Origin of the sequence: Sarcina sp. DSM 11001, from assembly GCF_900101015.1 — a bacterium.
Lineage (GTDB): Bacteria > Bacillota > Clostridia > Lachnospirales > Lachnospiraceae > CAG-791.
The window spans coordinates 90,891-104,200 of sequence record NZ_FNFZ01000005.1 but is presented as its reverse complement, the minus strand read 5'-3'; the positions used below and the strand labels follow the sequence as shown (position 1 = coordinate 104,200).

The 13,310-nt window shown below is 53.2% G+C and carries 11 protein-coding genes; 5 read left to right on the top strand and 6 right to left on the bottom strand.

Annotated features, from left to right (window positions below; genetic code table 11):
* Positions 1-119: 119 nt before the first annotated feature.
* Together BLT02_RS03760 and BLT02_RS03755 are read right to left on the bottom strand one after the other, a co-directional pair.
* Positions 120-1,466 (bottom strand): MATE family efflux transporter, encoded by a 1,347-nt coding sequence (locus BLT02_RS03760; protein ID WP_092991713.1) that lies wholly within the window; start codon positions 1,464-1,466, stop codon positions 120-122.
* A gap of 172 nt (positions 1,467-1,638) precedes the next feature.
* On the bottom strand, positions 1,639-1,914 hold the full coding sequence (locus tag BLT02_RS03755; RefSeq protein WP_092991711.1) for a type II toxin-antitoxin system HicB family antitoxin: 276 nt from the start codon (positions 1,912-1,914) through the stop codon (positions 1,639-1,641).
* A gap of 530 nt (positions 1,915-2,444) precedes the next feature.
* Between BLT02_RS03755 and BLT02_RS03750 the strand changes: the two genes are divergently transcribed.
* The 5 genes from BLT02_RS03750 to BLT02_RS03725 all read left to right on the top strand — a co-directional run bounded on the left by BLT02_RS03750 (position 2,445) and on the right by BLT02_RS03725 (position 8,563).
* Positions 2,445-2,624 (top strand): hypothetical protein, encoded by a 180-nt coding sequence (locus BLT02_RS03750; RefSeq protein ID WP_092991709.1) that lies wholly within the window; start codon positions 2,445-2,447, stop codon positions 2,622-2,624.
* Between the two features lie 311 nt (positions 2,625-2,935).
* Positions 2,936-4,519, top strand: coding sequence for a 5-bromo-4-chloroindolyl phosphate hydrolysis family protein (locus BLT02_RS03745; protein ID WP_092991707.1), 1,584 nt, complete (start codon positions 2,936-2,938; stop codon positions 4,517-4,519).
* 226 nt (positions 4,520-4,745) lie between these two features.
* Positions 4,746-5,960: a toxic anion resistance protein gene (locus tag BLT02_RS03740; protein WP_092991705.1), complete on the top strand. Its 1,215-nt coding sequence runs from the start codon at positions 4,746-4,748 to the stop codon at positions 5,958-5,960.
* A 261-nt stretch (positions 5,961-6,221) separates the two neighbouring features.
* Entirely contained in the window at positions 6,222-7,241 is a 1,020-nt protein-coding gene (locus tag BLT02_RS03730; RefSeq protein ID WP_092991701.1) for a L,D-transpeptidase, read from the top strand.
* 305 nt (positions 7,242-7,546) lie between these two features.
* Positions 7,547-8,563 carry a L,D-transpeptidase gene (locus tag BLT02_RS03725; protein ID WP_092991699.1) on the top strand — a complete coding sequence of 339 codons (1,017 nt, stop codon included), beginning with the start codon at positions 7,547-7,549 and terminating at the stop codon, positions 8,561-8,563.
* A 170-nt stretch (positions 8,564-8,733) separates the two neighbouring features.
* Here BLT02_RS03725 and BLT02_RS03720 read toward each other — a convergent pair whose 3' ends face one another.
* The 4 genes from BLT02_RS03720 to BLT02_RS03705 form a co-directional block, all read right to left on the bottom strand.
* Complete coding sequence (locus BLT02_RS03720; protein WP_092991697.1) at positions 8,734-10,494, bottom strand: glucosyltransferase domain-containing protein; 1,761 nt, start codon at positions 10,492-10,494, stop codon at positions 8,734-8,736.
* A gap of 147 nt (positions 10,495-10,641) precedes the next feature.
* Positions 10,642-11,001, bottom strand: coding sequence for a DMT family transporter (locus BLT02_RS03715; RefSeq protein WP_092991695.1), 360 nt, complete (start codon positions 10,999-11,001; stop codon positions 10,642-10,644).
* A 146-nt stretch (positions 11,002-11,147) separates the two neighbouring features.
* Positions 11,148-11,558, bottom strand: a complete 411-nt coding sequence (locus tag BLT02_RS03710; protein ID WP_092991693.1) for a DMT family transporter — start codon at positions 11,556-11,558, stop codon at positions 11,148-11,150.
* A gap of 291 nt (positions 11,559-11,849) precedes the next feature.
* Positions 11,850-13,307, bottom strand: coding sequence for an ATP-grasp domain-containing protein (locus BLT02_RS03705; protein ID WP_092991691.1), 1,458 nt, complete (start codon positions 13,305-13,307; stop codon positions 11,850-11,852).
* Positions 13,308-13,310 lie beyond the last annotated feature (3 nt).

The following is a 13,310-nucleotide window of genomic DNA, read 5'->3' as shown; positions in this document are numbered from 1 at the left end:
GAAATCATTATAGCAACCGCTTTTTCAGTTGCAAGATATTTGGCAGCTGTATCAAAAAATATTCAAATCTGTGTGATCTTCCTCTGTGAGACTGTAAAGACGCCGGCTTCGGAAGGCGGTCATGAAGCATCTTTTGCAGTCAGTTTCATGAGCATATATCTATAGGAAAGCAGTAGGAAGGTTCCTGCGGTGATCCAGGCGGCTGCGTCACAGCCTGCTGAGAGCAGGTAGCTGTGGAGACGGATGCCGGCGAGCGCGCAGAGGGTGCGCGCGGCCATCTCGACGACACCTCCCATCAGGGGGAGGAAGGAGTAACTGCAGCCCTGCATGGCGTTGCGGAAAATGAAGATCAGGCTCAGGGGAATAAAGAAGAGGGCGGATTCCACCGTATAGATCATAGCCCAGGGCATGAGATCTTCAATTCCGGCGCTGCCTGAAAAAAACAGCCGCAGAAACCAGGGGAGAAGGACGACAGCGGCGATCCCGGCCGCTGCTGAATAGATGATCTCGATCCGGACTGCTGTCCGGACACCCTGCCGGACCCTCTCAATGTTTTTGCTCCCAAAGTTCTGCCCGCAGAAGGCGGCCATGGTCTGCCCCATAGCGACCATGCCCTGGGTGAGCACGTTCTGGATCCTCCACGCCGCAGTAAAGGCGGCGACGGCGACAGATCCGAACATATTGATCGCAGTCTGCATGACGATCGTGCCCGCAGCTGTCACAGCGAACTGGAGCGCCATCGGGATGCCCATGCGGAGCTGATGGACTGTTGCCGCCCGGTTCAGGCCCCAGTGCCTTGCGGACGGGATCAGGACCCTGACGCGCAGGAGGATATAGAGTGCACAGAGTAAAACGGACACCACCTGGGACACGACGGTCGCACAGGCTGCGCCGCGGACTCCGGCGCCGATATACACGATGAACCAGATATCGAGGACGATATTGAGGCAGGAGGAAAAGGCGAGAAAGAAAAAAGGTGCCCGGCTGTTCCCCACCGATCTCAGAAAGGAGGAGAAAAGATTGTAGAACATGGAGGCTGTCAGACCGGAGCAGATGACCAGCATATAAGCTGTTGCATCCGCGGCAATATCCGGAGGCGTGTGCATGAGGGACAGAAGGACCGGGACGGCTTTCAGACCGGCGGCGGTCAGAAGAGCGGAAAAGAGGAGGGCCAGCAGGATCCCGTTCGCGACACTGACCTTCACGCCATCCTCATCTCCGGCGCCGAACTGCTGGGAGGTCAGGACGGAGAAGCCGGTGGCGAGCCCCATGGCAAATCCGAGCATCAAAAAAGAGACCGTGCTGGTCGCGCCGACAGCAGCAAGCGCCGACGCTCCCAGAAACCGGCCTACAATGATCGTATCCGCCATATTATAGAACTGCTGGAAGATATTACCGATCACAAGAGGGATCGTAAATTTGAGTATGATGGGCAGGATCCTGCCCCTGGTCATATCCTGCGGCATGGTCTCGTAGTCATATCCTGCGGTATGGTTTCACGGTTATAGGCTGCGGCATGGTCTCGTAGTCATGTCCTGCGGTATGGTTCTATAGGCTGCGGCATGGCCTCGTAGTCATATTCTGCGGCATGGTTCCAATGTTACAACCTGCGGCATGATACTTCCGGTCACGGCAGAGTTATTCATCCCAGCCGTCAAACAGCCTGATCGTCACAGCGATATTACGGATAAACTCCCCCTCCTTGAGGTCGATATCCTCGGGATGCGAGACGGGGGGAAGCTCGAAGGTGTCCTCCAGCTCGACCTGGATCCAGGTCCTGGCTTCTTCGATAGCGCTGTTGAGGACTTCATTGATCGTGTCGCCCTTCGCGAAGCACTGTTCCAGATCCGGAAAATATCCTTTGTAGGTGCCATCTTCATTCTGACTGAAAACTGCCGGGTAAATAAACTGCATTGCGATCTCCTTTTCTATCCTTTTTATTTTATCATGTATTCTTTACGAAGCATTTATGATGTCCCGCCGGGCGGGACTCAGTTACTTTTTAAGCGGGCTTTCGATATTTATTATACTCGGCGGCGGTTCTGTTGCGCAACCCCTGCTGTACCCGATCTGCTGCTGCGCAAGCATTACATGTCCACGCCCTTCGAGGGGGTCTGTACGGTAACGAGAAAGGCTACAGTACACGCCCTATCGAGGGCGTGTACTGTAGCTTGCGAAAATCCCATTCCAAATCGCTTCGCGATGGGATATTCGCCGTAAAACTCGGGTTTTTCGCGAAAAAGCCGCGAAAAACGCCTCGAGTTTCGAGCCGGTCTGTACTGTAACGAGAAAGTGCTTTTCCGACTTTTCTGATTTCGCCGATATTTTCATTTATACAAGCCTGGTGTATTATGGGAAGAGGCCGGAAATGATTTCAGATGATGGTCAGACACAGAAAATACCAGATACTTGCGAGCGAATCTTGAAATTAGAGAGGTGATCAAATGGATAAAATAAATATAGGAGAACTTGAAAAAGTCAGCGGAGGGGAAATGGCTGAAAACTCCTCCCGGAAGATCAGGTGTCCCAAATGCGGTAAAAGCGTCACGATCCCCAGCCCTGCCCCCTCTTATGTCAAGTGTTCCTGCGGGACAAAAATCACCGTAATCAATAAGCCCATTTAGTGCACTGTTTTTTCAGTCTGCTTTGCGCCCGGCTCCCCGCGGCCGCGGCAATTGATGAGGACCCGGAAATAATTGTTTCTTCAGCAGGAATGCTTTAACATCGCATCCCTGCTGTTTTTTTCCGGCTTTTCCTGCGAGGCTGGCCATTTTCGTGAAGCCCCGTCCGACCAAGAGCCGGTCAGACAACAAAACAGTCGGCGAAGCTGGCCGCGGGCAAATCACTTCCAGCTATATTTTTGGACGTTGATGGAGTATAATAGGAAAAGCCACTTTTACACAGACCCGCTGCCGGAGGCAGACAGAGGTGGGATATGGACAAAAGGGATATTTTCAATGTCGGGAGCGACATTATGGAGGCAGTCAATGATGCTGTCAATAATGGAGATTATTCCGGGCTCAATGAGACGCTGCGGAATGTGACGGGGTCCGCTGCGGGGACGGCGGCGGACGCTCTCTATAACCTGCAGGGGCGTCTGCAGAACGGCGGTTCCGGTGCAGGCGGGAGCGGATCCTATGCGGGTGCACCGGGAGGAACCACTTCCGGCAGCTCACAGGGAGCGGGACAGCGTACTTACGGTCATGCCGGTTATGCATCAGGCAATGTGACCGAGGAATACATGAAGCGCGCGTCAGGGCCGGCCCATCATACGAAGTTTTCCAGCAGGATCTCTCCCTTTCTGCAGAGGCAGGTGAGCCGAAACTCCGGGCTCGGCAGGATCGTGGGTGGAATCGTGAGCCTGGTCTGTGCGGGATTTGCCTTTATTGACACCGTCATGACCGGACTTCTGGGTGCTTTTTTTGAGAGCGGATTCTTTTCAGCCTCGAGCCTTTTTCTCCTCATTGTGACAGGAGCACTGGCGATCCTGGGCGGGATCCTGATCAAAACAGGCCAGGAGCGCAAAAAGCTGGTCAGAGAATATTATGAATACGGGCGCGTAGCCGGGACTGCCGAATATCTGGAGATCAGCAAGCTGGCCAGGGCAATGGGGGAGAGCAGGGAGACTGTTCTGAACAACCTCGAAAAGATGATGAGTGAGGAACTCCTTCCCGCCGCCTGGTTTGACCGCCAGAAGACGACGCTCATGCTCACGGAGAGGATGTACAACGAATATCTGCAGCTGGAGCGCGAGCGGCAGGAACAGGAGGCTGCCGCTTCCCTGGATCAGATGAAAAAGGACAGCTCCGCCGCGGACGCAGCTGTAGCTGCGGCTGTAGACGAGCTTCCGGAGGACCTCAGGCCCAGGCCGGAGGATGCCAAGCTCCCTCTTGAAGCGAGGAAGATCGTAGAAGAGGGCATTTTGTACATGGGCCGTATCCGTGCCTTTAATGATGAGATCGGAGACGAGGAAGTCTCGGCTCAGCTGACTCAGCTGGAGACCACGATGAAGAGGATCCTGGACCAGATCCGGAAGGATCCTTCCTCTGCTCCCAATCTCCGGCGGCTGATGGTCTACTACCTGCCCACTACCATGAAACTCCTGCAGGCTTACAAGGAGCTTGACAGTCAGACTTTCCAGGGAGAGAACATCGTCTCGACCAGGCACGAGATCCGCGACGCCCTGGGAACGATCAATGTGGCCTTTGAAAACCTCCTGGACAGCCTTTTCCAGGACATGGCATGGGACATTTCTTCGGATATCTCCGTGATGAAGACCATGATGGCCCAGGACGGATTGACTGGAGACCGGATCAGAAAAGCGGCGCAGGGATCTGCGCAGCCGTCCGCCCAGCCCGCCGGGCAGGCGGATTCCGGGACGGAGTATACGGAAGGCTACACGGAGGGATATACAGAAGGATATTCGGAGACCGGTTCCGGATCGGCAGCCGCCGCCGCGGCGCAGCCTGCCGCGTCGGATGAACAGGAACAGGGCATCCGCCTGACCTTCGGAGAGTAGCTGCACAGACTGGCGGCCGGATGGCTGACTTTATGACCGGATCGGAAATAAAGGATGAAAAAACAGTAAGTATATAGAAACAGTAAGTATATAAAAACAGTGAGTATATAAAATAGGAAGTATTAGTAACAAAACAATAAGTATTAAAAACAGTAAGCATTAAATCAACAGGTACTAAATAAGGAAAGATCACAGAACCGTTTACATTACAGAATGGAGGGGAAACATGTCGGACGAAATCAGAAATGATGCAGCAGTAGATACAGGCGTGGCTGCAGCCGCAGCGGCAGATCCGCTGGCAGACTTTGCGGCAGCGGCTCCCAGTCTTTCTTTTGGAGAACCGGAGCCTGAGGCTGCACAGGCACAGGCGGCAGCAGTCCAGGTGCAGGCACCGCCCCAGCAGGAACCTGAGGAAGCGGTCCTCACTCCCGAAGAGCTCAAAATGGTGGATGCCTTTGTCAAACAGATCGACATCACCAATACGCAGGCCGTCATGACCTATGGCGTCGGAACACAGAAAAAGATGGCGGATTTCTCCGAGAAAACGCTGGAGAGCGTCAAGACCAAGGATCTTGGGGAAGTGGGAGGCATGATCACTTCTCTCGTGACCGAGCTCAAAAATTTTGACGTCGAGGAAGAAGAGAAGGGTCTTTTCGGGTTCTTTAAAAAAGGAACCAACAAAATGCAGGAGATGAAGACCAAGTACAGCAGAGTCGAGACCAATGTCGAGACGATCAGCAAGGAGCTCGAGAAACACCAGATCCAGCTGATGAAGGACATCGACCTCCTTGACAGGATGTATGAGCTGAATCTCAATTATTACAAAGAGCTCTCCATGTACATCCTCGCCGGTAAAAAGAAACTCAAAGAGGCCAGGGAGAAGGAGCTGGCGGAGCTGCAGCAGAAAGCCCAGCGCTCAGGCCTTCCTGAGGACGCCCAGGCGGCGAGTGATTTCGCTGACAAGTGCGACCGCTTTGAAAAGAAGCTGCATGACCTGCAGTTGACCAGAACAGTCGCCATGCAGACCGGCCCGCAGATCCGCATGATCCAGTCCTCAGACTCGGTCATGGCGGAGAAGATCCAGTCCACGATCGTCAATACGATTCCGCTCTGGAAGAGCCAGATGGTCATCGCGATCGGCGTCGAGCATGCCAATAAGGCGGCGCGCGCGCAGCGCGAAGTGACGGAAATGACCAACCAGCTGCTCAAAAAGAATGCCGATGCCCTCAAGACCGCTACGATCGAGACCGCGAAGGAATCCGAGAGAGGTATTGTGGATATCGAGACCCTCAAGCACACCAATGAGATGCTGATCTCCACCATGGACGAAGTCCTTACGATCCAGTCCGAGGGAAAACAGAAGAGGATCGAAGCAGAGGCGGAGCTTGCCGGCATCGAAAGCCAGCTGCGTGAGAAGCTTCTTCAGGCTTCCAGAAGCTGACCCGAAGGGATCCGGCAGAAGTCAGGCCGTGCTCCGGCAGGAATCCGTCTGATCCTGCAGAAATGCGGCCGTGTTTGAGCAGATAATCCTGTACACGCCTGAGTATTGTGTATTTTCTGTGAAAATTATATATGGAAATTTTGAAAAAAAGGATGTATCATAAAAAAAGTACCACTTTTTGTTAAGAGCAGCAGAAAAGTTTTTTCCGGACTGGAGGTCGTCAGGACGGAGCAATAATTCGGAATTAAAGGAGGAAACCTTATGAAGAGAAAACTCGCAATGCTGTTTGCCGTGATCATGATCCTGTCCTGCATGCCTGTCATGGCAGGTACAGTGTCTGCAGATGCGGCAGCGGCGGCAGAAAAAACTGTCACTGTCCAGGCGAAGAGCGGCTGGGTGAAATCCGGTACGGCGTACATGTACTATGTGAACGGCAAAGCCTATAAAAACGGTGTTTATAAGATCAGCAACAAATTGTATGGCTTCGATGCAAGCGGAAAGCTCTGCAAGGGCTGGTTCAAGCTCAATGGCCACACCTACTATGCCAGTGTCAGCAACGGCGCCAAGGGCTATGGAGAGGTTCTGACCGGATACAGAAAGATCGGCAACAAGTTCTTCTATCTTGATCCTTCCAACAAGGGCATGAGGAGATGCGGCTTCATCAGGATCGCGGGCAAGCTGTATTTCTTCTCTTCCGTCGACTTTGCACAGCGCCGCACCAAGGGCTGGTTCGCATACGGCAAGTTCAGATATTATGTACAGTCTGACGGCACTATTGCCACCAATACTACGATCGACGGCGTCAAGGTAGGCGCCAACGGCGCAGCTGCAGCGGACAACTATGGCATGGACAAAAAGGCCCAGGGCTATGACAGCCAGACCCGTTACCTGGTCCTTGTCAACAAGGCCAAATATTCCGTCAACTTCTATCAGGGCTCCAAGGGCCACTGGACAAACATAAAGAGAGACATCCGCTGCACGATCGGCAAGTCCTCCACACCGACCAAGTCCGGCAACTTCAAGCTTTCTATCAGAAGCACCCGTGCTTACGGCTACAAGGATTTCGGCGGCTCCACTGCCTTCTTTGCAACCAGGATCAATGCCGGCAACTTCTTCCACTCGGTTCTTTATAAGCTTGGCTGCAGGAATCCTTATACCCATTCTCCTAAGGATGCAACACTGGGCAAGAGCAAATCCAACAGCTGCATCAGGCTTCCTCTCGAGGATGCGAAGTTCATCTATGACAAGATGCCTCGTTATACAAGAGTTATTGTCTATTGATCCTGCGTGACTTTAAAGTCCGTGAACATCATCTGATTCATGAAGCTGCAGAACCTGCGGAACGGCAGTCCTGTAAAAGACCCCGAAGGGAAGTTTTACAGCGGCTGAGTAAAGAGAAGGCAACTGATTCCTCCGCGGTGAAGCAGCATGGAAATTAGAAAACATGAATGCAGCAGCAGCCCGCCCGCCGGGCAGCTGCTGCTGAATTATCTAATCTGAAAGCGCGATTAGTTGACGAAATTGATTGAATTGCGCAGGTTGAACACCCGTAAACGAGCATAATATTAAGAAGAACAGGAGATTTTATGAAGAAAAAACTTGCATTACTGTTTGTACTGATTATGGTCCTGTCCTCCATGCCTGTCATGGCAGCTGCTGTTTCCGCAGATCCCGCCGGCGCGGCTTCTGACGTGACGACTCAGGCAGCCAAAAACGGCTGGGTAAAATCCGGTACCGGCTACATGTTTTATGTTAACGGCAAAGCCTACAAGAAAGGCATCTACTGGATCGGCGGAAAAAGATATGGATTTGACGCCAATGGAAAGCTTTGCAGAGGCTGGTTCAAACTTAACGGCCATTCTTATTTCGCCAGCAATGTAAACGGCGCCAAGGGTTATGGAGAGGTCCTGACCGGCTACAGAAAGATTGGAAACAAGTTTTATTATCTTGATCCCAACCAGAGCGGACTGAGAAGATCCGGCTTTTTGTGGATCGGCGGAAAACTGTATTTCTTCTCTTCCGTTGATTTCGCACAGCGCAGGACCAAGGGCTGGTTCTTCATCGGCAATACCATGTACTATATCAAGGCCGATGGAACTGTCGCGACCAACACAACGATCGACGGTTACAGGATCGGCGGAAACGGTGCGGTCACTGATACTTCCGGCATGGACAAAAAGGCCCAGGGCTACAGCAGCAGCACCCGCTATCTGATCCTCGTCAACAAGAAAGAGCATAAGATCAATATCTATCAGGGCTCCAAGGGCAGCTGGGCAGCAGTCAAGAGGAACATGATCTGCACGATCGGCAAGTCCTCTACTCCCAGTCCTTCCGGCAGCTTCCACCTGGATCACAAGAGCTCCAAGGTATATGGCTACAAGGATTTCAAGAATTCGACCGCATTCTTTGCGACCAGGATCTCAGCAGGAAACTATTTCCATTCCATCACCTACAAGCTGGGCTGCAGGAATCCTTATACCCACACCCCCAAGGATGCATCCCTTGGCAAGAGCAAATCCAACAGCTGCATCAGGCTGTCTCTTGAGAACGCCAAGTTTATCCACCAGGTCACACCCAGGAATACCCGCGTTATCGTTTATTAAGATTTATTCTTAGATTAGACCACTTAGATTAAGACCAAAGAACATTTTTAATAAAAAATAAATAATAAAAAGCAATAAAGCAGCAGCCGATGCCGCAGAACAGATCTGCAGCACCGGCTGCTTTATTTGGTTTTATTACTTAAGTGTACTTAAGTGGAGTGGTTTTCTTCTCAGTCCAGACTGCCAATACAGATCAGGATGTAATCACCCCGGTCGGCAATATTAAAGGGTTTCATTCCCAGGCCTGCAGCCTCTTCATTGTATGGGATGTGTTCATCTCTGGACAGGGCCGGGACATTGAAATCGTATCCGTAATAGGCGATGTATTCACCCATCAGCCTCCCGTCGAATTCCTCGTGGTAAAAGTCGATCGCGGAGGAAACGGTGCTCTGGACGAGGAGGGGAGATTTCCATACTGGTGTTCCGTCGATCTTGTGGCGGATTTTTCGGTACATCGCGCCGGCGCGGGTCTTTCCGCTGTCGTGCGTGGAATAGTACATGGCGTCGCCGTTTGAAAAGTTCCCCACAAAGATCAGGGGCTTGGAGGTGTCGTAATCTGTCGAGAGCGTGTAGCAGATCTCCTGCATGACAGCGGTCTCATTGTCGTAGCGAAGGTTATTCAGTGCCAGGAAGCGGTGCAGATGGGCTGCCTGCCTCCAGGTAATGAAAAGAAGGAAGACAAGTCCGCATCTCCCGGCCAGCACCGGGAGCGTTTTTCTGTTTATGATTCCGGCATTGATCCAGGCGTAAAAGGTTTCCGCAAACAGGTAAAAGACGAAAGCGCAGAAGACCATCAGTGTGATGGCGGTCCTGTACAGCATCACGGAGCCCTGGATGAGCGTGATCAGAAACAGGGAGAGACCGATGCAGATCCCCAGGAAGACCGGAAGGGCGCTTCTGCGCCTTATTGTGAGGAGGATGCAGCGGAGGGCGAACAGGACAGCGCAGATAACAAAGACCGTGATGGGGAAATTGATCAGTGAGGCGACGCCGTAATTGATGAACATGCCCTTAATGAGGGCGGCGAATTTTTCCGCGTTCATTCCGAACCATTCGATCCGGGTCGCGCCGGTGTGCTTGCGCTCCAGACCCAGGACAGCCAGAATAGAGTAGGCAATGATCAGTCTGAGGGCAAAGGCTGTGACAAGGGGGATGGCGAAGCGCACTCCCTCAAAAAACCAGGCGCTTTTTCTCTCCGGAGAGGTTCTCTGGATACAGTAACGGTAAAACAGGATGATCAGGACCGTCGTGACATAGACAGGGGCGATGGATTCCGCACTGGAGATGACGGGCGTCATGAGCACACCTGCTGCCAGGAGGACAGCTGCCTGCTGTGGAAGGATGGCAGCGGAAGAGGATTGCCGCGGATGCCTGCGGCCGGCAGACAAGGCCTGCGGCCGGGCCGGAGACGAAGCAGCGGAGGCAGCATTTTGCGGATTGGAAGAAGCTTCAGAAGCTGTGATCCCGCACAAAAGCCAGACGAGGATCATAAAGATGCAGAAGAAATCGCCGGGGACGATCAGGGTCCCACCGCAGGTAAACTCCCAGATCTCACAGATGATCGGGAAAGTGAGGAAGGAGCAGGAAGCGATGGTATACAGGAGGACCCGTTCCCGCTTTCCGTTCAGCAGATAGAGAAGACAGGAGAAAGCCGTGCCTGCCAGCATCAGGAAGCATATGGAGAGAAACTTGTCCAGAAAAGGGACGAAGCTCCCGAAGGAAAACAGTTTTTTCCAGAGAACAGCTCCCCACCTGAGATCCTGGAGCCAGACGGTATCATTCACATAAAGCGGAGTGCCCAGGTCATCGGCTCCGAGTGTTCTGTTGAGCATGGAGAAGCCATAGGCTCCGAAGGTATAAAAGAGAAGAGGGATCCAGTAAGCCTTCCTGCCTGCAATTTTATCTGTGTATTCTTTGATCAGGCTGTGCATAGCGAATGCTTCCTTTCCTGGTGGTAACTCCTGAGGATAGATTCCTGGAGATAAACTACTGAGGGTACATTTCCGGTGATAACTCCTGAGGATAGATTCCTGACAATAAACAAATTTTGATCAAAAATGAACCCGGGACGGGAGATCTCATAGTCTTGAGATCAGGACGCCCGCGATGATGACGGCAACCCCGAGTATTTTTCTGGCTGAGATTTTTTCCTTCAGGATCAGGGCGCCCAGAACAAAGACCCAGACAAAGCTTGTGGAAGTGATGCAGGGCATGACCGAGAGAGGGACATACCGCAGGGCGACCTGATTGATGGCGAGGGTCAAAAATAAAAGACCGTAGGAGACGATGACACGGACATTCAGAAATTTGCTGAAAAATCCCTTGCCGCCGGTCGTGTTTGCCTGAGTTTTCAGGAGAATCTGGCTCAGCGCTGTGATGAAAGCGCCGCAGATGGCGGCGATATAACACAGCTGGGGAGAGAGTGAAAACGATTGCATAGATGGACCTCATGAATTTGAAAGGGACTCGGTTTCCCGGGGCTTTCCCCGGGGCTTCTTTAGATGGCTTTTCAGTGGTCCCGGTTAAAAAGGGACTCGGTTTCCCAGGCTTATCCCGCAGATTCTTCCGCAGATTTTTCTGCAGATTATTCTGAGGATTCTTCCGCAGATTTTTCTGTGGATTTTCCGGGGGCGGCCGAGTCTCCAGAGACGCTGATGAACATACCAAGTGAGATCACGGCGATGCCGATGATCTGCTTTATCGTGATATTTTCATGAAAAATGAGTGTGGACCAGACAAACAGCAGGATGTAGCTGAAGCCCCGCCGCAGATAGGCGGTGGTAAGAGGGATCCGTTCCAGGATGAGCTGCCAGCAGACAGCATAGATCCCGAGAATGATCACTGCGAGACCGAACCAGAAAAAATATCCGATCGAAAAAGTGTCGTAGCGCTGGGAGCCGATCTTGAGGCAGGGAGAGGTCAGACTTTCCATAAAGACGGCGAAGGCAGCCAGTAAAAAGACGTTCCGGCGTTTGTCGAGAAAATGATTGAGCAAAAGATACCTCCTGGACGCGTACAGGGAATGCCGTGAAAGCAGTCTGCCAGTCTGTCGGCAGGGTGATTTGCGTCCTGTAGTTACGATCTATAACGACTATAACGAGTTTCTATTACCGGTGCTGTAACCCGTCAGGATACTGCGGCCAGCCAGGATACTATAACTCGTCAGGATGCTGCAGCCTGTCAGGATACTGTAACTCGTCAGGATGCTGCATCCTGCCAGGATATTATGACCCGTCAGGATACTGCAGCCTGCCAGGATACTGCAGCCCGCAAGATTTTGAAGGGATTATTCCCAGATGGGAGGCAGGATGGAGCCGTCCGGAGCCTCGACTTCGATCTTCAGGGTCTCACGGACCTGCTGCATGTGGGCCATGAGGTCTTCCCGCGTGGCACCGGAGACGATGACCGCGAGGCGGGAGGTCTTGTCGGTAGCCCCCTCCCGGTTTTCCATGCCTGTGTGGAGGGAGGAGAGCTGATTGCGGTGCACAAAGGGAAGAGCCCGGACAGCGTCGATCCCGTCCGCCCGGATGACGCGTCCGACGGGAAGGTAAAAGGCCATATATCCGCAGAAGCAGAGCGGTTCCGGGGAGATCCCGGGCAGGTCTTTCTGCTGTCCCAGAGCGATGTTGACAAGGAACTCCTCTGTGTGCAGGCCGCTGGAGAGGCTGATGAGGTCGGAGGAGATAAAGACACCTCCGCCGCGGGCGGCGGTTTCGATCAGATAGACCTCATCTCCCTCCATAATGTATTCGCTGTGCGTGATGCCCTGGCGGAGGCCGAAGCCGCGGATGATCTTTTCATCGAGGGCCAGCACTTTGGCCCGCAGGCCTTCATCCGCTGTCGTCGGGAAGATGCGGCTTTTTGCCGCAAAGGCATCAGGAATATCGAAATAGAGGGTGTCGCCGATGCAGAGAGTGTGATATTCGTGGTCGAGAACGAGAGATTCGACGACGAATTCCCGTCCTGTGGCAAACTGTTCGACGATGACCTGGCGGCTGCTGGACCAGCGGGAAGCTTCGGAGAACTTTTCACGGATCTCCTCCTCGCCTGAGCAGACCTGGACGCCGCGGCTGCCCTGAGTGTCCAGAGGCTTGATGATCACACGGACGGTCTCCCGGACCCGGCTGTCTCCGGCCGGGGCTTTCAGAACGGTGGGACCGGCGGGGCCGGCATTTCCGGAGGTCTTTTTTTCACAGAGTTCCCGGAAAAAGGCGCAGGCTTCGTCCACGGTGTCCACGGTGCGGTTTTCCAGCACCGGGAGGCCGAGCTCAGTGAGGCGCCCGCGCATCAGGCTTTTGTCCGTAAAGAGGACACCGGTCTCATAACCGATACCGGGCAGGCCCATTTTTTCAGCCACATAGGCGACGCTCCGGACGGCAATGTCGGTCTGGTCGGTGATGACGCCGTCGATCCGGTTCTTCTCAGCAAAGACGAGGATCTTCTCCTTGTCCCGGACGTCGACGATCAGACGGTCTGTGATATAGGGGTCGAAATCCTCTGTGATGACCGGGGCGGCGAGCAGGACGTCGCAGGTCTCCGAAGCCTTCTGTACAAGAGGGAGCTGGAAACCTCCGGCCCCGATGATCAGGAGCTTTTTTCTGCGGGGATGATCCCCGCCTTTTTCAGAAGATGCCGGGGCACATTCACAGGGGACTGTGTTTCCTGTAGAGGGAGCTGATCCGGGATGGTTTTTCAGAAGACGGTCAGGACCCGGGGCAGTAGGATTATCATGGATGGAAGGCATAGT

Bases quoted from the DNA above. Each gene is read 5' to 3' on its own strand.
- BLT02_RS03760 (WP_092991713.1), bottom strand. From the start codon at position 1,466: ATGCCGCAGGATATGACCAGGGGCAGGATCCTGCCCATCATACTCAAA.
- BLT02_RS03755 (WP_092991711.1), bottom strand. From the start codon at position 1,914: ATGCAGTTTATTTACCCGGCAGTTTTCAGTCAGAATGAAGATGGCACC.
- BLT02_RS03750 (WP_092991709.1), top strand. From the start codon at position 2,445: ATGGATAAAATAAATATAGGAGAACTTGAAAAAGTCAGCGGAGGGGAA.
- BLT02_RS03745 (WP_092991707.1), top strand. From the start codon at position 2,936: ATGGACAAAAGGGATATTTTCAATGTCGGGAGCGACATTATGGAGGCA.
- BLT02_RS03740 (WP_092991705.1), top strand. From the start codon at position 4,746: ATGTCGGACGAAATCAGAAATGATGCAGCAGTAGATACAGGCGTGGCT.
- BLT02_RS03730 (WP_092991701.1), top strand. From the start codon at position 6,222: ATGAAGAGAAAACTCGCAATGCTGTTTGCCGTGATCATGATCCTGTCC.
- BLT02_RS03725 (WP_092991699.1), top strand. From the start codon at position 7,547: ATGAAGAAAAAACTTGCATTACTGTTTGTACTGATTATGGTCCTGTCC.
- BLT02_RS03720 (WP_092991697.1), bottom strand. From the start codon at position 10,494: ATGCACAGCCTGATCAAAGAATACACAGATAAAATTGCAGGCAGGAAG.
- BLT02_RS03715 (WP_092991695.1), bottom strand. From the start codon at position 11,001: ATGCAATCGTTTTCACTCTCTCCCCAGCTGTGTTATATCGCCGCCATC.
- BLT02_RS03705 (WP_092991691.1), bottom strand. From the start codon at position 13,307: ATGCCTTCCATCCATGATAATCCTACTGCCCCGGGTCCTGACCGTCTT.